The sequence below is a fragment of the Mangrovicoccus algicola genome (assembly GCF_014903745.1).
Taxonomy (GTDB): Bacteria; Pseudomonadota; Alphaproteobacteria; order Rhodobacterales; family Rhodobacteraceae; genus Mangrovicoccus; species Mangrovicoccus algicola.
In genome coordinates this window covers 38599-58172 of the sequence record NZ_JACVXA010000005.1, presented here as the reverse complement: position 1 = coordinate 58172, position 19574 = coordinate 38599, and the positions used below count along the sequence as shown (strand labels likewise).

Below are 19574 nucleotides of genomic sequence, written 5' to 3'. Positions count from 1 at the left end.
GGCGCGCATGGCCCGGCCCGAGATCCTGTTTCCGCTCTTCTCGGAACTGACCCGCCTGCCGGGCGTCGGCCCCAAGGGCGCGCAGGCGATGGGCGGGCTGGGGGTGGAACGGCCGCGCGACCTGCTTTTCACGCTGCCCCAGGGGGTGATCGACCGGCGGCTGAAACGCTCGGTGCTGGAGGTGGAGCCGCCCGCGGTCGCGACGGTGGAGGTGCGGATCCTGTCGCATGACGCCCCCGCGCGGAAGGGGCGGCCGCACCGGGTGCTGGTCGAGGATGCGGGCACCCGTTTCACGCTGGTCTTCTTCCATGCCAGGGGCGCCTGGCTGGACCGGCACCTGCCGGTGGGAGAGACCCGGATCGTTTCGGGCCGGGTGGAGCTGTTCGACGGCCATCCGCAGATGGCCCATCCCGACCATGTTCTGACCCGCGACGAGGCGGCGGCGCTGGCCTCGCATGAACCGGTCTATCCGCTGGCCGCGGGCCTCACCGGGCGGGGTCTGCGCAAGGCGGTGCTGGGCGCGCTGGACATGGCGCCGGATCTGCCCGAATGGATCGACCCGCATCTGCGCGCGCAGAAGGGCTGGCCCGGCTGGCGCGAGGCGCTGCGCCTGGCGCATCATCCTGAATCGGCCGCCGATCTGGAGCGCGCGGCGCCTGCGCGGGCGCGGCTGGCCTATGACGAATTGCTGGCCCACCAGCTGACCCTGGCCATCTCGCGCCAGCGCGAGCGCCGCCGCGGCGGCCGTGCCAGTCATGGCGACGGGCATCTGCGCGCCCGGGTGCTGGCGGCGCTGCCCTTCGCGCCGACCGGCGCCCAGACCCGCGCCGCCGCCGAGATCGCGGCCGACATGGCGGCCGGGACGCGGATGTCGCGGCTGCTGCAGGGGGATGTCGGGGCGGGCAAGACCCTGGTGGCGACGCTTGCGCTGCTGCAGGCGGTGGAGGCCGGAGGCCAGGGCGCCATGATGGCCCCGACCGAGATCCTCGCGCGGCAGCACCTGGCGGGGATCGCCCCGCTCGCCGCGGCGGCCGGGGTGCAGGTCGAAATCCTGACCGGGCGCGACACTGGCCAGGCGCGCGCCGCCAAGCTGGCGCGGATTGCCTCGGGCGAGGCGGCGCTGGTGATCGGGACGCATGCGCTGTTCCAGCCGGAGGTGCGCTTTGCCGATCTGCGTCTGGCAGTGATCGATGAACAGCATCGCTTCGGCGTGGCCCAGAGGCAGGAACTGGCGCGCAAGGGCCCGGCCACCGACGTGCTGGTGATGACCGCCACGCCGATCCCGCGCTCGCTGGCGCTGGCGCAATACGGCGATCTGGACCTGTCGGTGCTGGACGAGAAGCCGCCCGGCCGGCTGCCCGTGCGCACCGCCGTGATGCCGATGGACCGGCTGGACGAGGTGGTCGCCCACCTGGCGCGGGCCATCGGCGAGGGACGCCAGGCCTATTGGGTCTGCCCGCTGGTGGAGGAAACCGAGACCGTCGATCTGACCGCGGCGGAGGCGCGCGCGCGGCACCTGCAGGCGGCGCTGGGGGCGCAGATGGTGGGGCTGGTCCATGGGCAGATGCCGGGCGCCGCCAAGGACGCGGTGATGGCGCGCTTCGCTGCCGGCGACCTGCTGGTGCTGGTGGCGACCACGGTGATCGAGGTCGGCGTCGATGTGCCCAATGCCTCGATCATGGTGATCGAGCGGGCCGACAGTTTCGGGCTGGCCCAGCTGCATCAGCTGCGCGGACGGGTCGGGCGCGGGGCGGCGGCCTCCACCTGCCTGCTGCTCTACCAGCCGCCGCTCTCGCCTTCGGCGGAACGGCGGCTGACCCTGATGCGCGAAACCGAGGACGGGTTCCGGCTGGCGGAAGAGGACATGGCGATGCGCGGCGTGGGGGATGTCATCGGGCGCGCGCAGTCCGGGCTCCCGCGGTTCCGCATTGCCGATCTGGAACACCAGGCCGGGCTGATGATGCTGGCGCAGCGCGAGGCGCGTGCGGCGCTCGATACCGAATTCGCGCCGCTGACCGATCGCGGCCGGGCGTTGCGTCATCTGCTATGGCTGATGCAGCGGGACGAGGCGCTGCGTCTTCTCGATGTGGGATGACCCCCAGGGCAGAATCTAGCCGGGTCTATCGCGATTTTCGAAACAATCACCGGTCAATCCGGGGCAGTGCTGTCGATAAGTGCCGATACGGCACCAATCGCCAGTTTTATACCCCACTGTCGCATGTTCTCATTATTGGTTCCTTAAAGGTTCTTAAAAAGTTCTTTACACACGGCGAGAATCGGAACAAAGATACAACATCCGATCAGCCAAGGAGGCCTGCCAATGCCGACCGTGATTGAAAAGCTCAAGACCCGCGCCACCGCAGCATTCTATGCGGACCTCGCTGGAATGGCCGCGCTGTCCGTCATCCTTCTCGGCTGCCTGCATCTGCCGAATTTCCTGTGATCCGGGCGCTTCAGCCTGACTGACCGACTGTTTACCTCTGCCTGCGAAATATCCTGACCGGTTCCTGCCTGTTCCGGTGATCCGTCCGATCGTCCCCCAACGGTCCGGCGCAAGGGTTTCGCCTGCCTGCCGCCATGTCCCGAGGGGCATGGCGGCTTTTTTCAGAAATTCACGCCCATCCGGAACCCGCCCCAAGGGGCGCCATCGACGGTGATCGGCGCCGAGATGTCCTTCATCATGCGGTATTCCCCGCCGCCCATGTCCCGCCGATAGACCTGAAGCAGGAACGGATCGCGATTCTGGCCCGCCTTGAGCCCGACCCGGTCGTCGAAAATGCGCCGGTTTCGGCAGTTGGCGGCATTCCAGGCCGGATCTCCCGGACGCTGGGGGTTGGAGAACTTGCGGTTATGCGTCGGCAGATAGCCATGGCGCGTGACGGCGGCGCAGAACACGATCTTGGGATCGGCTTTCAGCACCTCCTCCAGGATAGGCGGCAGAAGCGCATCGGTCAGTTCCAGGAAGGGAGCGGTGAATTGCGGAGGATCGCTGCCCGGGACGGGCCGGTAGGTGAAATCGAACAAGGCGCCGCGGCTGATCCGCCCGGTGGCGACGGCCTCCGCGAAAATCCGCGATATCTCCGCCGCGCGGGACTGGGCCAGCGCAATCAGCGCGCCATCCGTCGACCCGCCGCCCATCGCGACGCTTTGCTGGACCATCGTCTCGCTCTTGTCGATCAGACCGTGCACCCGGTCGCGCGCCTGCTCGATCCCGCCGCGCATGTCCTCCATTGCCGCCTCCACGCGGGAGAAGCAGTCGCCGAAGGCGCTGCCGGCCCGGGTGACGTCACGGGCGCGGGCTTCCACTCCGGCCGCATCGTCGCGGGTGGCGCGCACGTTTCCGGCAATGGCCGCCAGCGCCTCGTCGGTGCGCCGCGCCCCCTCCAGCACGCCGCCGGCCTCCTTGCCGATGCTGGCGGCCTCGCCGCGCAGCGCCTCGATCCAGCCGGTCAGCGCCGTCAGGCTGGTCAGGATGGCCTCCGCCGCATCGGCGGTGCGGCGGGAGAGTTCGTTGACCGCCTCCGCGACCACGGCAAAGCCGCGCCCCGCATCCCCGGCGCGGGCGGCCTCGATCTTGGCGTTGATCGCCAGGATATTGACCTGTCCCGCGATCGAGGTGACGGCGCCGTTGTTCTTGCGCACTTCCTTCAGCGTGTCGCTGACCTCGCCCATGCGGGTATCCAGCGCCTGGACCCATTCCGCGACCGCCTGGCTCCGGCTGCCGCTTTCGCGCAGCGCGGCGACGGAGTCCTCCACGCTGGACAGGCCGCGTTCGGCCGCCGCGCGGATCGCCCCCAGCGCCTCGGTCGCGGCGCTGTTGGCCTCGAGGATGCGATCGGCGGCGGCACGTCCCTCCGCCAGGACCGGGCCCTGGGCGGCGGCGCGGGCATGGATCAGGTCGATGAAGCCGGAGACCTCCACGACCTCGTAGCCCAGGGCAGTCGCGCAGCGCGACAGCCGGTCCAGCACCGCGTGATCCGGCGGACCCCGTTCCGTCCCGTCCTGTTCCGTCATGTCGCGCATCCTGACCCTCCGGCATCAGGGCTAGCGCCAACAGGTTGAGGATGGCTTAAGTCAGGTCGCCGCGGCGCTGGCGCGGCCTTCCATGGCGGCCAGCGTGGCATCCAGGCATAGCAGGATCGAGGCGTGGCGGTTGCGGAATTCCGCGGCCGGGCGCAGGGTTTCCAGCTCCTCGAAGGGGGCGGCGGGGGGCGGGCCGTCCTCGGTCAGCATCGCCTTGAGCTCGGCGCGGGCCCGCAGGATCTCGGCATGGTCGCGCCCGATCGCATGCGCCCCCACGACCGAGGCGGCCGCCTGACCCAGCGCGCAGGCCTTCACGTCCTGGGCAAAGCCGGTGATGCGTCCGGTCCCGTCCAGATGCAGGTCCACCGTCACGGTGGAGCCGCAGAGCGGCGCGCGCACCGCGGCGCTGGCCGTGGGCGCCTCCAGGCGTCCGGCATGGGGGATGCTGGCCGCCAGCCGCAGGATGCGCTGGGAATACAGCTTGACCAGATCGGTGTCGGACATGGCTTTTCCTTTGCTCTGCCAGAGGGTAGATAGCGGTCCGACCCGTGGATGCAAAGGAAAACTGATGCGTTTCGACCCGGACAGCCTGACCTATGACGCGCATGGACTGATCCCGGTGATCGCCCAGGAAGAGGCCACCGGAGAGGTCCTGATGATGGCCTGGATGACTGCCGAGGCCGTGCGGAAGACACTTGAAGATCGCCGCGTAACCTATTGGTCCAGGTCGCGTCAGTCCTTCTGGGTCAAGGGCGAGACCTCGGGCCACGTGCAGGAGCTGGTCGATCTGCGGGTCGATTGCGACCGCGATTGCCTGCTGGCGGTGGTGCGTCAGACCGGCCCGGCCTGCCATACCAACCGCAAAAGCTGTTTCTACACGTCCGTCGCCACCGGCGAAGAGGTGGAGATCATGAAACCGATGGCGTGAAGCCGATCATCCGGCGCAGGTCCGCCGGAGCGAGCCCCTCGGCGCGATAGGCGGCGAGGGCGCGGGCGTCATCACGCTTGGCCAGCCGCTTGCCCGCCGGGTCCCGGATCAGGCGATGGTGATGGTAGGAGGGTGAGGAAAGCCCCAAAAGGCCTTGAAGAACAACATGAATGCTTGTCGCATCGGCGAGGTCGGCCCCCCGTGTCACCAGCGTGATGCCCTGGTCATGGTCGTCGACCACCACCGACAGGTGATAGGACGTGCCCATCTCGCGGCGGCTCAGCACCACGTCGCCCACACCCTGCAGGAGTTCCGCGCGGGTCCAATCGGTCCGGATGTCCTTTTGCAAGGGCCCGGTTTCGTTGAATCTAATCAGCTGCGCACCCAACCGCTCCAGCGCCAGGCCCATGTCCAGCCGCAACGCCGCGTCGCGTGGCATCGGCCCGGTCCGGTCATGGCGGTGACGGCAGGTGCCGGGATAGACCAGCCCGTCGGGCCCGAGCATCGGCGCGCCTTCCTGCGGTGCGGAGGCGGCGGACTGGATGTCGCGACGATTGCAGGTGCAGGGATAGAGAAGCCCATCCTTCCAGAGGGTTGCAAGGCGTTCTTCATACACCCCCAGCCGCTCGGACTGGCGCATCGCGGGGTCGGGCCAGTCGAGGCCCAGCCAGTGCAGGTCGTCCTTCAGCTGCGCTTCCCAATGCGGTCGGGCCCGGCTCCGGTCGATATCCTCGATCCTCAGCAGGAACTGACCGCCCGCCGCCCGCGCCAGATCGGCCGCGACCAGCGCGGCATAGCCATGGCCCAGATGCAGCGGCCCCGTGGGCGACGGCGCGAACCGCGTCCTAGTCGTCACGCGTGAAGCGGCCCATGCGTTTTTCCGCGCCCGCCTGGTAGATCAGGATCCAGGCCAGCGCGATGAACATCGGATGGGTCAGCCCGCCCGAGAAGATGATCGCCGGGATCCAGATCACGAAGACGACGATCGACAGGAAGATGCGCCCGATCAGCAGGATCGAGAGCGGCGGCAGGAAGAGGGCGAGAACGTAGTTCATGGCTCACATATCTGGGGCGCGGGGCGGCGAGTGCAAGGCCCCGCCGCCCATGCGTCATGCCGGTGCCGTCGCGGCGTCCAGCCAGTCCGACCAGGCCGCCTTGGCGCGGTCGGTATAGGCCTTGTAGCGGTCCTTGCGTCCGCGGCGCCCGCCTTTCGCGTCGATCGGCGGGAACAGCCCGAAATTGACGTTCATCGGCTGGAAGGTCTTCGCATCCGCGCCGCCGGTGATATGCGTCACGAGCGCGCCGGTAGCGGTGACATCGGGCGGCGCGGGCAGGGTGCGGCCCCGCATCTCGCAGGCGGCCAGCCGCCCCGCCAGAAGGCCCATCCCGGCGCTTTCGACATAGCCCTCGACCCCGGTGATCTGCCCGGCAAAGCGGATATTGGGCCGCGAGCGCAGCCGCATCTGGTCGTCCAGCAGCGTCGGCGAATTGAGGAAGGTGTTGCGGTGGATGCCGCCCAGCCGGGCGAAGCGCGCGTCCTCCAGCCCGGGGATCAGGCGGAACACCTCGGTCTGGGCGCCGTATTTCATCTTGGTCTGGAAACCGACGATGTTGAACAGCGTGCCCAGCTTGTTGTCGCGGCGCAGCTGCACCACGGCATGGGCCTTGATCTCGGGCTGGTGCGGATTGGTCAGGCCCACGGGCTTCATCGGGCCGTGGCGCAGCGTCTCGCGGCCGCGTTCGGCCATCACCTCTATCGGCAGGCAGCCGTCGAAATACTTGGCCGTCTCGCCCTCGCGGAACTCGGTCTTGTCGGCGGCCAGGATCGCGTCGATGAAGGCGTCGTACTGGGCCTTGTCCATCGGGCAGTTGAGATAGGCGGTGCGTTCCTCCTCGGTCTCGCCCTTGTCATAGCGGCTCTGGAACCAGGCCTTGGACAGGTCGATGGAGTCGAAATGCACGATCGGCGCGATGGCGTCGAAGAAGGCCAGCGCCTCGGCCCCGGTCTCGGCGCGGATCGACTCGGCCAGCGCGCCGGAGGTCAGCGGGCCGGTGGCGATGATCCACTGGCCGTCGCGCGGCAGTTCGGTGATCTCGCCTTCGGCGATCTCGACCAGGGGGTGGCTGCGCAGCCGCTGGGTCACGGCGGCCGCGAAGGCCTCGCGATCCACGGCCAGCGCGCCGCCCGCGGGCAGGCGGTGCCGGTCGGCCATTTCCATGATCAGCCCGCCCGCCTGGCGCATTTCCCAATGCAGCAGCCCGACGGCGTTCTGTTCGCTGTCATCCGAGCGGAAGGAGTTGGAGCAGACCATCTCGGCCAGGTCGCCGGTCTGATGCGCGAAAGTGCCCACATGCGGGCGCATCTCGTGGATGGTGACGGGCACGCCCATCGAGACCGCCTGCCAGGCCGCCTCGGATCCGGCCATGCCGCCGCCGATGATGTTCAACCGTTCTGTCATGGCGCGGCTGATAGCGCCTTTCGCGGCCGGTTTGAAGCGGTCTCGGCAGCAGCCTGCCGCCGGGTCCGAATGCCGCAAGCCCCGGCGCTGGACCCGGGGGGCGGGCGGGGCCAAGACTGGGGCAGGCGATCCGGAAGGAGCGATCATGGTACAGGTGTGTTTTCACGGCCCTCTCGCGGCGCCGGGCGTTCTGGCGGCGCTGGCGGGCGGGGCGCGGCTGGCGGCGGGGCATATCCGGGGCGCGGTGCTGAGCGGCGGCGAGATCATGGTGCCGGGGATCGCGCCCGGGCCGGGCGAGCTGCCGGTGGTGACGGGCGATCTGGACGGGGCGGATCTGGCGGCGCTGCGCTACGTGGCGACGGTCCTGGGGCTGGTCGAGACGGAGCGGCAGGTGGAGGGCCCCGCCGGGGTGTCGGCGACGCTCTGCCTGGAGCCGGAGGCGCCGGGCGCCGCGCCCTGGCAGGATGCGGAGCACCTGGGCTGGGGCGCGATCCTGGGCTTCGTCGTGGCGGAAATCCTCGGCTATCGCGGCAGCCTTTCTGCGGCGGAGGCGGCAGGGCGGCTGCCGGTGATGCTGATGCGGGCGGCCTCGCGCGCCGAGGCGGCGGCGGCGGCGCCGAAGCCGCTGCTCTCCGGGCTGGGCCTGCCGGATGTGACGATGCACGAGCGGCGGCGCGCCTATTCCAGCTATTTCGCGGTGGACGAGATGGTCTATTCCCATGCCCGTTTCGATGGCGGGCACAGCGAGCCGGTGCTGCGGGCGGTCTTCATTGCCTCGGATGCGGTGACGGTTCTGCCCTATGACCCGGTGCGCGACCGGGTGCTGCTGGTCGAACAGGTGCGCGCCGCGCCGATCGCCCGCGGCGATGCCACCGCCTGGATCCTGGAGCCGGTGGCCGGGCGGATCGAGCCGGGCGACAGCCCCGAGACCACCGCGCGCAAGGAGGCGCGCGAGGAGGCCGGGCTGGATCTGGGGGCGCTGCATTTCATCGGCGATTACTACCCGTCCACGGGGTGTTTCTCGGAATACCTGTATTCCTATATCGGCATCGCCGATCTGCCCGACGCGGCGGCGACCCTGGCGGGGGTGGCGGCGGAGGGCGAGGATATCCGCGGCCATGTCATGCCCCGCGCCGAGCTGATGCGGCGGCTGATGGCCAACGAGATCCCCGATGCGCCGCTTCTGGTCTCGGCCTTCTGGCTGGAACTCAATCTGGAGCGGCTGCGCGGCTCCGGTTGAACCTCTGCCCGGCGGGGCGTACATAGGCCGGGCTTCGACGAAAGGGTGCATCATGGCGATCTACAAGGACCTCGCGTCTGCCATCGGCAACACGCCGCTGATCCGGCTCAACAAGGTCAGCGAGGAAACCGGCTGCGAGATCCTCGGCAAGGCGGAATTCCTCAATCCCGGCCAGTCGGTGAAGGACCGCGCCGCGCTGTGGATCATCCGCGACGCGATCGCCCGCGGCGCGCTGAAGCCCGGCGGCACCATCGTCGAGGGGACCGCGGGCAATACCGGGATCGGCCTGGCGCTGGTGGGCAGTTCCATGGGGTTCAAGACGGTCATCGTCATCCCCGAGACCCAGAGCCAGGAGAAGAAGGACATGATCCGCCTGGCCGGGGCGGAGCTGGTGCAGGTGCCTGCCGCGCCCTATCGCAACCCCAACAACTACATCCGCTATTCGCAGCGCCTGGCGGCGGCTCTGGCGCAGAGCGAACCCAATGGCGCGATCTGGGCGAACCAGTTCGACAATACCGCCAACCGCCAGGCGCATGTCGAGTCCACCGGCCCCGAGATCTGGGACCAGACCGGCGGCAAGGTGGACGGGTTCATCTGCGCGGTGGGCTCGGGCGGGACGCTGGCCGGGGTGGCCGCGGCGCTTCAGCCCAAGGGGGTCAAGATCGGCCTGGCCGATCCCGATGGCGCGGCGCTGCACAGTTTCTACACCACGGGCGAGCTGAAATCCGGCGGCGATTCCATCACCGAGGGGATCGGCCAGGGCCGCATCACCGCCAACCTCGAGGGCTTCACGCCCGACATGAGCTTCAACATCCCCGACGCCGAGGCCTTCCCCTACGTGTTCGACCTGGCGGCCGAGGAGGGGCTGGTGATGGGCGGCTCCACCGCGATCAACATCGCGGGCGCCGTGCGCATGGCGCGCGAGATGGGCCCGGGCCACCGGATCGTGACGATCCTGTGCGACTACGGTTCGCGCTATCAGTCGAAGCTGTTCAATCCCGGCTTCCTGCGGGCCAAGGGCCTGCCGGTTCCGGGCTGGCTGGAAGGGTCGGGCCGGGTGCTTCCCGAAGTCTTCGCCGACGCATGAGCGGGGCGGGGCTCCGCCGCATCCTGCCCGCAGCCGGTCGCGCGGGCATGGCGGCGGCGGCCGCCCTGCTCGTGGCATGCCTGCTGCTGGCCGCGCCGCTGCGCGCCCAGAGCAGCGAGGATTACGACGCGTGGGAACGGCTGGCGGCGCGGGTCGAACAGACCCTGGCCGTCGATGCCGCCCCCGACAGCGCGCTGACCGCGCTGCGCGACCAGGTGGTCAGCTGGCGCGACAAGTTCCTTGCCGACAACACGCTGAACAGCCGCCGCCTGGAAACCATCGACCGGCGCCTGTCGATGCTGCCCGAACCGCCCGCGGAGGGCGAGACGGAGCCCGAGGCCGTCACCGCCGAGCGCGCCTCGCTGACCGAGCAGCGCAGCGTGGTGGAGGAACCCTCGGTCAAGGCGCAGCTGGCCTTCGCCCATGCCGACGGGCTGGTGCGCGAGATCGACGAGGAGCTGCGCCAGCGCCAGGCCTCGGAGCTGATGCAGCGCCGGCCGACCCCGCTGAACCCGCTGAACTGGACGGATACGCTGCGCGAGGTCGGCGCGAGCCTCGCCTCCGTCCCGCGCGAGATGCTGGGGCTCTACAGTTCGGCCGAGGCGCGCCGCGAGCGGCTGGAGGGTCTGCCCTCGGCGCTGGCCCTCGCGGCGGCGGGGCTGGTGCTGATGTGGCGGTCGGGGCGCTGGACGCGGGGCATCCTGCATTTCGGCCAGTTCCTCGGCAACCGCTTCGCCCGGCTCGGCGCGCAGCTGACGGGCGTCACGCTGCAATTGCTGCTGCCGGTGGCCGGGCTGGTGCTGGTGCTGACCGCGATCAGCCGCTCGGGGCTTCTGGGCGATACCGGCTCGGGCCTGCTGGAGGGCGTCTCGACCTTCGCGATGACGCTGATCCTGGGGACCTGGCTGGTGCTGCGCATCTATCCGCGCAGCCCCCAGGAGGGCCTGCAGGATGGCGCGGATCTCCTGCCCGAACGGCTCTCGGCCACGGCGCGGCGGGTCTCCACCGGCCTGGTCCTGGTCCTGGCGCTCTTTGCGGGGATCACCCGCGCGGCCGAGAACCTGGGCTATTCCGAGGCGGCGCAGGACTATCTCGGCTTCATCTTCGTGGTCATGGCCTCGGCCGCGCTGTTCAATATCGGCAGGCTCTACCGGGCGCGCAACGTGCTGTCGCACGGCGCGCGCACCGACCCCGCCGCAGCCGATCCCGGGGAGGACGGGCATTTCGGCCGCAGGGTGATCGCGGCGCTGGCCGGGCTGGCGCGGGTCATCGCGATCGCCGGACCGCTGGCCGGGGCGGCGGGCTATCTGCGCGCTGCCGATGCACTGGTTTTCCCGGCCTGTTCCACCTTCTTCCTGCTGGCCGGCCTGGGCCGGGCGCAGCGGCTGGTCGCGCAGGTCTTCGTCGTGCTCAACCACGGCGATACGCGGGCCGCCAACGGGCTGGGCGCGACCCTGGCGGGGGGCGTGCTCTATGTGCTGGCCGTGCCGCTCATGGCGCTGCTATGGGGCGCGCGCGCCGCCGATCTGGGCGAAGTCTGGACCTCGCTGCGCACCGGCATGACGCTGGGCGGGGTGCAGATTTCCCCCGACCTGGTCCTGGTGGTGGTGCTGGTCTTCGCGGCGGGCTTCGTGCTGACGCGGTTCACCCAGGGGGTCCTGTCCCAGGCGATCCTGCCCAAGACGCGGCTGGATCTGGGCGCGCAGCGGGCGATCACCTCGGGGGCGGGCTATGTCGGGTTCTTCCTGGCGGGGCTGGCCGCCTTCACCTCGGCGGGGCTGGACCTGTCCAGCATCGCCATCGTGGCCGGGGCGCTGTCGGTGGGCATCGGCTTCGGCCTGCAGACCATCGTGTCGAATTTCGTCTCGGGGATCATCCTGCTGATCGAGCGCCCCGTCTCGGAGGGCGACTGGATCGAGGTCGGCGGGCAGATGGGCTATGTCAAGGCGATCGCGGTGCGCGCCACCCGCATCGAGACCTTCGACCGGACCGACGTGATCGTGCCCAATTCCGATCTCGTCTCGGGGGTGGTCACCAACTGGACCCGCGGCAACCTGATCGGCCGGGCCATCGTGCCGGTGGGCGTCGCCTATGGCAGCGACACGCGCCAGGTGGAACGCATCCTGCAGGAGATCGCCGAGGCGCATCCGCTGGTGGCGATGTCGCCGCCGCCGCAGGTTCTGTTCATGGGGCTGGGCGGCTCGTCGCTGGATTTCGAGATCCGGGTGATCCTGCGCGACATCAATTTCCTGCTGAACGTGAAATCCGACATCAATCACGAGATTGTCCGGCGGTTCCTGGAGGAGGGGATCCAGATCCCCTTCCCGCAGCAGGATGTCTGGCTGCACGAGGCCTCGGGCCCGCGCAGCCACCCTGTCATGCGTCCCGAGACCGGCACCGCCTCCGAGGCGCCCGGCGCCGCGCGGCCGGGTCCGGGGCGGGGGGGCGCGATGCTCTCCAGTGCCGACATGGACGGCGCCGGAGAGGCCGACGGGCGCTGAGCGCGCCCGCGGCCGGGACCGTCAGGCGCCCATCTCGCCCAGGATCCGCGCCCAGCTGCGCGCCCCGCGGCGGAAGCTTTCGAGATCGTATTTCTCGTTGGGGGAATGGATCTGGTCGTCATCGCGGCCGAAGCCGATCAGCGCGGTATCCATCCCCAGATGGGTCTTGAAATAGCCCGCGACCGGGATCGAGCCGCCGGATCCGACAAAGGCCGCCTCGACGCCCCATTCCTCGGTCAGGGCCTGGCGGCTCTTCTCGAAGGCGGGATGCGAGGTCTGCATGACGCTGGCGGGCGAATTGCCGTGGCCCTTGAAGGCGATGCTGCAATCGGCGGGGACCATGGCGGAGACGTAGTCGCGGAAGCTCTCGCGCAGCTTGTGCGGATCCTGCGTGCCCACCAGGCGGAAGCTGATCTTGGCATGGGCCTGCGCGGGCAGGACGGTCTTGAACCCCGCCCCGGTATAGCCCGCCCAGATGCCGTTGACCTCGCAGGTCGGGCGGCTCCACAGCATTTCCAGCCCCGAGCGCCCGGTCTCGCCCGCGGGATCGGCAAGGCCCACGCCGCCGAGGAAGCCCGCGGCGTCGAAGCCGAGCCCGTCCCATTGCGCCCGGAGCTCCGGCGAGATCTCGGGCACGCCGTCATAGAAACCGGGAACCGTCACGCGGCCCTCGTCGTCATGCAGCGCGGCGACGATCCGGGCCAGCACCCGCGCGGGGTTCATCGCCAGGCCGCCGAACATGCCCGAATGCAGGTCCTTCGAGGGGCCGGTGACGGTGATCTCCTCGCCCAGGAGCCCGCGCAGCTGGGTGGTGATCGCGGGCACGCGGCTGTCATACAGCGTCGTGTCGCAGATCAGCGCGATATCGGCGGTCAGTTCGGCGGCGTTTTCCTTCATATAGGGCACCAGCGAGGGCGAGCCGCTTTCCTCCTCGCCCTCGAGGAAGATCGTGACCTTGCAGGGCAGGCTGCCGGTTTCGGCGATCCAGGCGCGGCAGGCCTCGATGAAGGTCATCAGCTGGCCCTTGTCGTCGGAGGTGCCGCGGCCGCGGATCACCTTCCCGGCCGGGCTGTCCTCGATCTGCGGATCGAACGGGTCGCGATCCCACAGCTCCAGCGGATCGACCGGCTGAACGTCGTAATGGCCGTAGAACAGCACATGCGGCCCCGGCCCGTCATGATGCGCCACCACCATCGGATGGCCCGGGGTCGGGCGGGTCGAGGCGTCGAAGCCCATCGCCGCCAGATCCGCCACCAGCCAGTCCGCCGCGCGGGCGCAATCGGCCCGATAGGCCGGGTCGGTGGAGATCGAGGGAATGCGCAGCAGATCGAAGAGCCGCGCGAGCGCGGCATCCAGATCGGTGTCGATGCGGGCGAGAACGGGGGCAACTGACATCATGCGACTCCTGTCTTGTCGTCGCCCCGGACCCTAGCGTCCCTGCGCCCGGGCGCAAGCCGGGCGCAGGGGCAGGGATCAGACCCCGTCGAGCTGGTTGCGCAGCTGCGAGGGGAAGAGCTGCAGCAGCAGCGTCTCGGTCCGCGCATCGCCGTCATGCGTGACATAGAGCCGGACATCCACCGGCGTCTCGTCCTCGGGCGGCAGGGACGAGAAGTCGAGGTCGAACATCGCCCGCCAGTAATCGGTGGAGACCACGGGGAAGACGTCGGCATTGCCGGTTTCCCCGCGCGAGACCGAGACCTCCAGCGTCACGCCGTCGCCGCGGCCCAGCCCCTCGAGCCCCATGCCGTCGAAATCGCAGACGATCTTGGCCACGCCCTCGGGGCGCGGCTGGCCGGGCACGCCGCCCTTGCCGATGCGGATGGCACCGAAGCGGCCGGTCGATTGCGGCACCGGGCTGTCCTCCAGCCAGGAGAGGGTATAGCCGAAATTGTATTCGGTCCCGGCCGTGGCATCGCCGCCCGGGGTCCACATGGCGACGATATTGTCGTGGATCTCGTCATTGGTGGGGATCTCCACCAGCGTCACCGCGCCGTCCCCCCAGTCGTCGGTCGGCGCGACCCAGACCGAGGCGCGTTTCTCGTAGAACACGCCGTCATCCTGGTAGCGCTCGAAATCGCGCTCGCGCTGCATCAGGCCGAAGCCCTGCACCGAGGGCGAGGAGAAGGCATTGGCCATGGTGCGCGGCGGGTTGTTCAGCGGCCGCCACAGGCGTTCGCCGGTGCCCGAGAGGATCTCCAGCCCGTCGCTGTCATGGATCTCGGGGCGCCAGTCGGTGGCGAGCCTTTCGTTCATCTTGCCGTACCAGAACATCGAGGTCAGCGGCGCCAGCCCCATGCGCCCGACATCGCCGCGCAGGAAGACGGCGGCCTCCACGTCCTGGATGATCCCGTCCTCCTGGCGGCTGGCGATGCGGTAGGCGCCGGTGGCGCGCGGGCTTTCCATCAGCGCATAGGCGGTCAGCGCGCCCGCCTCGCCGGGTTCCAGCCAGAACCGGGTGAAGCGGGGGAATTCCTCGGGCCCGTCGGGCATGGCGGTGTCCATCGCGAGGCCGCGCACCGAGAGGCCGAACTGTCCCGAATAGCCCGAGGTCCGCCAATAGGCGGCGCCGAGGAAGGCCATCCAGTCGGATTTCATGTCCGGGTTCATCACGCGGAACCCGGCGAAGCCGTCGGTGCGGGTCAGCTCGCGCGCCGGATTGCCCTGGGGGATGTCGAAGAGATCGAGGGAGAAGGGCACCTCGCGCGCCATCCCGTCCTCGACCGCGTAGATATGCACGGGCTGCGGGAAGTAGCGGCCGGGAAAGAAGAACTGCACCGGCGAGCGGTCGCCCTGGTCCTTCCACAGCGTGTCCTCGCGGCGATAGCTGATCTGGTTATGGGCGTCGTAGTCGATCCTGTCGACGATGTCGGGATCGGCCACGGCCATCGGCTGGAACGGGTGCCCGGCCAGGTCGCGCGCCATCTCGCGCAGGCGCTCGAAGGAGAAGGGTTCGGCTTCTCCGGTGGCCTGGGCCGGCGTCTGGGCGCTGGCAAGGCGCGGCAGCAGGAAGAAGGCGCCGGCGCCGAGCGCCTTGAGGATGTCGCGTCTGGTCTGGTCTTGGTCCATCGTCGTCTCGACTCGCTAGGTGGCCCGCAGAAAAGGCCCGGTCATTCAGACCGGGCCGGGGCGTGATGTCAAAGACCTAGTAAGGGCTTGATCAGGATCAAAGCGGCAGGCGGATCTTTGCCGCTAGGCGGGGCTGGACCGGCGAAGGTCTGCGCATACATCCTGTGGCGATCAGCGATCATGACAGAGCCGATCAGGGAAAATGTCGGGACGGGCGGATTGCATTCGTGCCGCTTTTCCGGGCAAGTAGAGAACGGGACTGACCCAGGACCGCAACCAGGCGCCCGACCGCGGGAGCCCAGACACGAAAAGGGCAAGACCGCCTTGGATTACTCCGCCAGCCTCGACGCGGCGCTTTCGCGTCTTCACCAGGAAGGCCGCTACCGCACCTTCATCGACATCGCCCGCGAGAAGGGGAACTTCCCCCACGCCGTCTGGCACCGCCCCGACGGCACGTCCAAGCCGGTGACGGTCTGGTGCGGCAACGACTATCTGGGGATGGGGCAGCATCCGGAGGTCCTGGCGGCCATGCACGAGGCGCTGGACGCGACCGGTGCGGGATCGGGCGGCACGCGCAACATCTCGGGCACCACGGTCTGGCACAAGAAGCTGGAGGCGGAACTGGCCGACCTTCATGCCAAGGAGGCGGCGCTGGTCTTCACCTCGGCCTATATCGCCAATGACGCGACGCTCTCGACGCTGCCGAAGCTGTTCCCGGGGCTGCATATCGTCTCGGACGAGCTGAACCACGCCTCGATGATCGAGGGCATCCGCCACGGCAACTGCCCCAAGCACATCTTCCGCCATAACGACCTGGCCCATCTGCGCGAGATCCTCGAGGCGATCCCGGCGGAGGCGCCCAAGCTGATCGCCTTCGAATCCGTCTATTCGATGGATGGCGATTTCGGTCCGATCGACGCGATCTGCGACCTGGCCGAGGAATTCGGCGCGCTGACCTATATCGACGAGGTCCATGCGGTCGGCATGTACGGGCCGCGCGGCGGCGGCGTCACCGAGGCGCAGGGCAATATCGGCCGCATCGACATCGTCAACGGCACGCTGGGCAAGGCCTTCGGCGTGCATGGCGGCTATATCGCGGCCTCGGCGAAGATGTGCGACGCGATCCGCTCCTATGCGCCGGGCTTCATCTTCACCACCTCGCTGCCGCCGGTCGTGGCGGCAGGGGCGGCGGCCTCCATCGCGGTGCTGAAATCCGACCCCTCCATCCGCGACCGCCACCAGGCGGTGGCGCGGGTGCTGAAGGCGCGGCTGAAGGGCATGGGCCTGCCGGTGATCGACAATGGCAGCCATATCGTGCCGCTGATCGTCGGCGATCCCGTGAAATGCAAGATGATCTCGGACAGGCTGCTGGAGGATCACGGCATCTATGTCCAGCCGATCAACTTCCCGACCGTGCCGCGCGGCACCGAGCGGCTGCGCTTCACCCCGTCGCCCGTGCACGGGCCGCGCGAGCTGGACGCGCTGATCCGGGCGCTGGACGACCTGTGGTCGCAATGCGCCCTGTCGCGCGGGCAGCTTTCCGCCTGAAGCCGCCGGAGCTGCCTGCATCGCACAGCTGCCGTTGCGGGCAGGTCCGTAAAAGGCTTCGTTTTTCGTCCCGCCCGGGTGCCAGATGCGTTGAATTGTGCTAACTCTCCCTTATAACGCACCCGCTATACGAATCGTGGGGCATCTGGGGACACGAGCGGCAACATGGGCTGGATCCTATGACAAGGCGCGAACCCGCGCCGGCTGACGGAACATATCTGGAGACGCCGAAAGGCTTCGACGATTACGAGCTGGTGCTCGGCGACATCCTCCGGGGCGAACGCGCCACCATGGGAAAGTCGCTTCTGGACGTGCAGCGCGACATCAAGGTCAAGGCCGGGTATATCGCGGCGATCGAGGAGGGCGACCTGAGCGCCTTCGAGACGCCGGGATTCATCGGCGGCTATGTCCGATCCTATGGGCGCTATCTGGGGCTGGACCCGGAACTGGTCTACCAGGCGTTCTGCGAACAGACCGGCTATTCCCATGTCGAGGGGCTGGATGCGCGGGTCTATGCCACGGCCCGCTCTGCCCAGCCGAACGGGCGCCCGCGTCCGCGGCCGGTCGTGCACAAGGGCGGCGATGCCGTGCTGGCGCGCAACCCGCTCTACCGGGCGCCGCGCGCCGCCGTTTTCGCCGAGATCCGGCCCGGGGCCGTCGCCTCCACCGCGGCGCTGCTGGTGCTGCTGGGCGGGCTGGGCTACGGCGCCTGGTCGGTGCTGCAATCGATCCAGCGGGTGACGCTGGCGCCGGTGGAAACCCCGGTCGTCGCGCTTGATATCGGGCCTGCCGCCGCCGGGACGGAAAGCACCGATCCCGGCGCCGTCAGCCGCGCCACGGGCGAGGCGCTGATGAACCTCTACCGGCCGCAGGCGCTGGATGCGCCGGTGATGGTCGCCCGCGACGGGCCGATCGCCACGCTGGATCCGCGCGGGCAGGGCGCCTATGCCGGCATCTCCGGCGCGGCGCATCCCGCCCGCCAGCTGGCCGCTGCGGGGATCGCCCCGCCGGGCGGTCCGGGCGCGCTGGATGCCGTGCAGGGGCTTCCCGGCAGCCAGCTTGCCGAGGTGCAGGGACCGCCCGCGGCGGCCGCGCCCGCGGCGGCGGATGTCGCCGTGCTGGCCCCGCAGGCGCCGGGGATCGTGCTTTTCGCCAATGATCCCGTCTGGGTCCGGGTCAGCGCCGCCGACGGCACCAAGCTGCTGGAGAAGACGCTGGCGGCGGGGGAACGCTATGTCCTGCCGCAGACCGAGACCGCGCCCAGCCTGCGCGCAGGCAATTCCGGCGCGCTGTTCTTCGCGGTCAACGGCGCCACGCTGGGCCCGGCCGGCCCGGCGGGATCCGTCACCAAGAATGTCGAACTGTCCGCCGCTGCCCTGTCCGACCGCTATCAGGCGGTGGACATGACCGCCGCGGATCCCGAACTGCGCCGACTTGCCGAACTCGTGATGCGCCCGGAGACCCCCCAGCCCGAGTGAGCCGCATTGCGGAGCCGCGGTGCCCGGCGTATGGTCCGGCCAAGTCGAGTACCACGCGGAGCACCCTTCCCCCATGTCGCTCAACCATGTCCGTCCCTGGAAGAACATCTACCGCCGGACCTCCCGCCAGATCATGGTGGGCAATGTCCCGGTCGGCGGGGATGCGCCCATCGCGGTCCAGACCATGACCAATACCGACACGGCCGACGTGGCCGCGACGGTGGCGCAGGTCCAGGCCGCGGCCGAGGCCGGGGCGGATATCGTCCGGGTCTCCGCCCCCGATGCGGCGGCCACGACCGCGCTGCGCGAGATCGTGCGCGAAAGCCCAGTGCCGATCGTCGCCGACATCCATTTCCACTACAAGCGCGCCATCGAGGCGGCCGAGGCGGGGGCTGCCTGCCTGCGGATCAACCCCGGCAATATCGGCGACGAGAAGCGCGTGAAGGAAGTCATCCGGGCCGCCAAGGACCATGGGTGTTCGATCCGCATCGGCGTCAATGCCGGCAGCCTCGAACGGCACCTGCTGGAACAGTATGGCGAACCCTGCCCGGATGCGATGGTGGCCTCGGCGCTGGAACATATCCGCATCCTCGAGGATAATGACTTCCGCGAGTACAAGGTCTCGGTGAAGGCCTCGGACGTGTTCCTGACCGCGGCCGCCTATCAGGCGCTGGCCGATGCGACGGACTGCCCGCTGCATCTGGGCGTGACCGAGGCGGGCGGGCTGGTCTCGGGCACGATCAAGTCGGCCATCGGGCTGGGCAACCTGCTGTGGATGGGCATCGGCGACACGATCCGGGTGTCGCTCTCGGCCGATCCGGTCGAGGAGGTCAAGGTCGGCTACGAGATCCTCAAATCGCTGGGCCTGCGCCATCGCGGCGTCAACATCATCTCCTGCCCCAGCTGCGCGCGCCAGGGCTTCGACGTCATCAAGACCGTCGAGGCGCTGGAAAAGCGGCTGGAACATGTCAAGACGCCGATGAGCCTGTCGATCATCGGCTGCGTGGTCAATGGCCCCGGCGAGGCGCTGATGACCGATGTCGGCTTCACCGGCGGCGGGGCGGGGGCGGGCATGGTCTATCTGGCCGGCAAGCAGAGCCACAAGATGACCAATGACCAGATGATCGACCATATCGTCGAGCAGGTGGAGAAGAAGGCCGCCGAGATCGAGGCAGCCGAAGCCGCCTCCGCCGAGGCGGCCGAATAGCCGTGGCGCGCAGCGGGAATTCGATGCCGCGCAGGGG

The 19574-nt window shown here is 69.3% G+C and carries 16 protein-coding genes; 9 read left to right on the top strand and 7 right to left on the bottom strand.

Features of this window, described 5'->3' with window-relative positions:
• Nucleotides 1–7 precede the first annotated feature (7 nt).
• Together recG and ICN82_RS21445 are read left to right on the top strand one after the other, a co-directional pair.
• Nucleotides 8–2095, top strand: a complete 2088-nt coding sequence (gene recG, locus ICN82_RS02455) for an ATP-dependent DNA helicase RecG (RefSeq protein WP_193179255.1) — start codon at nucleotides 8–10, stop codon at nucleotides 2093–2095.
• 225 nt (nucleotides 2096–2320) lie between these two features.
• Entirely contained in the window at nucleotides 2321–2443 is a 123-nt protein-coding gene (locus ICN82_RS21445; protein WP_269142370.1) for a hypothetical protein, read from the top strand.
• A gap of 161 nt (nucleotides 2444–2604) precedes the next feature.
• Here the strand turns inward: ICN82_RS21445 and ICN82_RS02450 are convergent, their stop codons facing one another.
• Both ICN82_RS02450 and ICN82_RS02445 read right to left on the bottom strand, forming a co-directional pair.
• Nucleotides 2605–4023, bottom strand: coding sequence for a methyl-accepting chemotaxis protein (locus ICN82_RS02450; RefSeq protein WP_193179254.1), 1419 nt, complete (start codon nucleotides 4021–4023; stop codon nucleotides 2605–2607).
• 51 nt (nucleotides 4024–4074) lie between these two features.
• Nucleotides 4075–4527 (bottom strand): iron-sulfur cluster assembly scaffold protein, encoded by a 453-nt coding sequence (locus ICN82_RS02445; protein ID WP_193179253.1) that lies wholly within the window; start codon nucleotides 4525–4527, stop codon nucleotides 4075–4077.
• 64 nt (nucleotides 4528–4591) lie between these two features.
• Between ICN82_RS02445 and hisI the strand changes: the two genes are divergently transcribed.
• The gene (gene hisI / locus ICN82_RS02440) at nucleotides 4592–4951 is read left to right on the top strand and encodes a phosphoribosyl-AMP cyclohydrolase (protein WP_193179252.1); all 360 of its coding nucleotides are present in this window, start codon (nucleotides 4592–4594) and stop codon (nucleotides 4949–4951) included.
• On the opposite strand, the gene gluQRS is transcribed toward hisI, so the two are convergent.
• From gluQRS to trmFO, 3 genes are read right to left on the bottom strand one after another with little or no spacing between them, the layout of a single operon-like run.
• Nucleotides 4932–5807 (bottom strand): tRNA glutamyl-Q(34) synthetase GluQRS, encoded by an 876-nt coding sequence (gene gluQRS / locus ICN82_RS02435; RefSeq protein WP_193179251.1) that lies wholly within the window; start codon nucleotides 5805–5807, stop codon nucleotides 4932–4934. The genes hisI and gluQRS overlap by 20 nt on opposite strands.
• Nucleotides 5797–6006: a hypothetical protein gene (locus ICN82_RS02430; protein ID WP_193179250.1), complete on the bottom strand. Its 210-nt coding sequence runs from the start codon at nucleotides 6004–6006 to the stop codon at nucleotides 5797–5799. Before ICN82_RS02430 ends, gluQRS begins: the two co-directional genes overlap by 11 nt.
• Nucleotides 6007–6060: 54 nt before the next feature.
• On the bottom strand, nucleotides 6061–7557 hold the full coding sequence (trmFO, locus tag ICN82_RS02425) for a methylenetetrahydrofolate--tRNA-(uracil(54)-C(5))-methyltransferase (FADH(2)-oxidizing) TrmFO (RefSeq protein WP_193179249.1): 1497 nt from the start codon (nucleotides 7555–7557) through the stop codon (nucleotides 6061–6063).
• Here trmFO and ICN82_RS02420 point away from each other — a divergent pair.
• Genes ICN82_RS02420 through ICN82_RS02410 form a run of 3 tightly spaced genes read left to right on the top strand, consistent with a single transcriptional unit; the run spans nucleotide 7556 to nucleotide 12238 of the window.
• Entirely contained in the window at nucleotides 7556–8650 is a 1095-nt protein-coding gene (locus ICN82_RS02420) for an NUDIX domain-containing protein (RefSeq protein WP_193179248.1), read from the top strand. The genes trmFO and ICN82_RS02420 overlap by 2 nt on opposite strands.
• 52 nt (nucleotides 8651–8702) lie before the next feature.
• Nucleotides 8703–9737, top strand: coding sequence for a cysteine synthase A (locus ICN82_RS02415; protein ID WP_193179247.1), 1035 nt, complete (start codon nucleotides 8703–8705; stop codon nucleotides 9735–9737).
• 47 nt (nucleotides 9738–9784) lie between these two features.
• Nucleotides 9785–12238, top strand: coding sequence for a DUF3772 domain-containing protein (locus tag ICN82_RS02410; protein ID WP_193179246.1), 2454 nt, complete (start codon nucleotides 9785–9787; stop codon nucleotides 12236–12238).
• Nucleotides 12239–12259: 21 nt separating this feature from the next.
• Here the strand turns inward: ICN82_RS02410 and ICN82_RS02405 are convergent, their stop codons facing one another.
• The gene (locus tag ICN82_RS02405; protein WP_193179245.1) at nucleotides 12260–13633 is read right to left on the bottom strand and encodes a M20/M25/M40 family metallo-hydrolase; all 1374 of its coding nucleotides are present in this window, start codon (nucleotides 13631–13633) and stop codon (nucleotides 12260–12262) included.
• A gap of 78 nt (nucleotides 13634–13711) precedes the next feature.
• Entirely contained in the window at nucleotides 13712–15304 is a 1593-nt protein-coding gene (locus ICN82_RS02400; RefSeq protein WP_193179244.1) for a glucan biosynthesis protein, read from the bottom strand.
• 324 nt (nucleotides 15305–15628) lie between these two features.
• Here ICN82_RS02400 and hemA point away from each other — a divergent pair, with 324 nt between their 5' ends.
• The 3 genes from hemA (at nucleotide 15629) to ispG (ending at nucleotide 19537) form a co-directional block, all read left to right on the top strand.
• Complete coding sequence (gene hemA / locus ICN82_RS02395) at nucleotides 15629–16852, top strand: 5-aminolevulinate synthase (protein WP_193179243.1); 1224 nt, start codon at nucleotides 15629–15631, stop codon at nucleotides 16850–16852.
• 179 nt (nucleotides 16853–17031) lie between these two features.
• Complete coding sequence (locus tag ICN82_RS02390) at nucleotides 17032–18330, top strand: helix-turn-helix domain-containing protein (RefSeq protein ID WP_193179242.1); 1299 nt, start codon at nucleotides 17032–17034, stop codon at nucleotides 18328–18330.
• Nucleotides 18331–18403: 73 nt separating this feature from the next.
• Nucleotides 18404–19537, top strand: a complete 1134-nt coding sequence (gene ispG, locus ICN82_RS02385; protein WP_193179241.1) for a flavodoxin-dependent (E)-4-hydroxy-3-methylbut-2-enyl-diphosphate synthase — start codon at nucleotides 18404–18406, stop codon at nucleotides 19535–19537.
• Nucleotides 19538–19574 lie beyond the last annotated feature (37 nt).

What these genes read in the sequence shown, in the direction of transcription:
- ICN82_RS02405 (WP_193179245.1), bottom strand. Translation starts at nt 13,633, where the DNA reads ATGTCAGTTGCCCCCGTTCTCGCCCGCATCGACACCGATCTGGATGCC.
- trmFO (WP_193179249.1), bottom strand. Translation starts at nt 7,557, where the DNA reads ATGATCGCTCCTTCCGGATCGCCTGCCCCAGTCTTGGCCCCGCCCGCC.
- ICN82_RS02430 (WP_193179250.1), bottom strand. Translation starts at nt 6,006, where the DNA reads ATGAACTACGTTCTCGCCCTCTTCCTGCCGCCGCTCTCGATCCTGCTG.
- ICN82_RS02450 (WP_193179254.1), bottom strand. Translation starts at nt 4,023, where the DNA reads ATGCGCGACATGACGGAACAGGACGGGACGGAACGGGGTCCGCCGGAT.
- ICN82_RS02400 (WP_193179244.1), bottom strand. Translation starts at nt 15,304, where the DNA reads ATGGACCAAGACCAGACCAGACGCGACATCCTCAAGGCGCTCGGCGCC.
- ICN82_RS02410 (WP_193179246.1), top strand. Translation starts at nt 9,785, where the DNA reads ATGGCGGCGGCGGCCGCCCTGCTCGTGGCATGCCTGCTGCTGGCCGCG.
- ICN82_RS02445 (WP_193179253.1), bottom strand. Translation starts at nt 4,527, where the DNA reads ATGTCCGACACCGATCTGGTCAAGCTGTATTCCCAGCGCATCCTGCGG.
- recG (WP_193179255.1), top strand. Translation starts at nt 8, where the DNA reads ATGGCCCGGCCCGAGATCCTGTTTCCGCTCTTCTCGGAACTGACCCGC.
- ispG (WP_193179241.1), top strand. Translation starts at nt 18,404, where the DNA reads ATGTCGCTCAACCATGTCCGTCCCTGGAAGAACATCTACCGCCGGACC.
- hisI (WP_193179252.1), top strand. Translation starts at nt 4,592, where the DNA reads ATGCGTTTCGACCCGGACAGCCTGACCTATGACGCGCATGGACTGATC.
- ICN82_RS02390 (WP_193179242.1), top strand. Translation starts at nt 17,032, where the DNA reads ATGACAAGGCGCGAACCCGCGCCGGCTGACGGAACATATCTGGAGACG.
- ICN82_RS02415 (WP_193179247.1), top strand. Translation starts at nt 8,703, where the DNA reads ATGGCGATCTACAAGGACCTCGCGTCTGCCATCGGCAACACGCCGCTG.
- ICN82_RS02420 (WP_193179248.1), top strand. Translation starts at nt 7,556, where the DNA reads ATGGTACAGGTGTGTTTTCACGGCCCTCTCGCGGCGCCGGGCGTTCTG.
- ICN82_RS21445 (WP_269142370.1), top strand. Translation starts at nt 2,321, where the DNA reads ATGCCGACCGTGATTGAAAAGCTCAAGACCCGCGCCACCGCAGCATTC.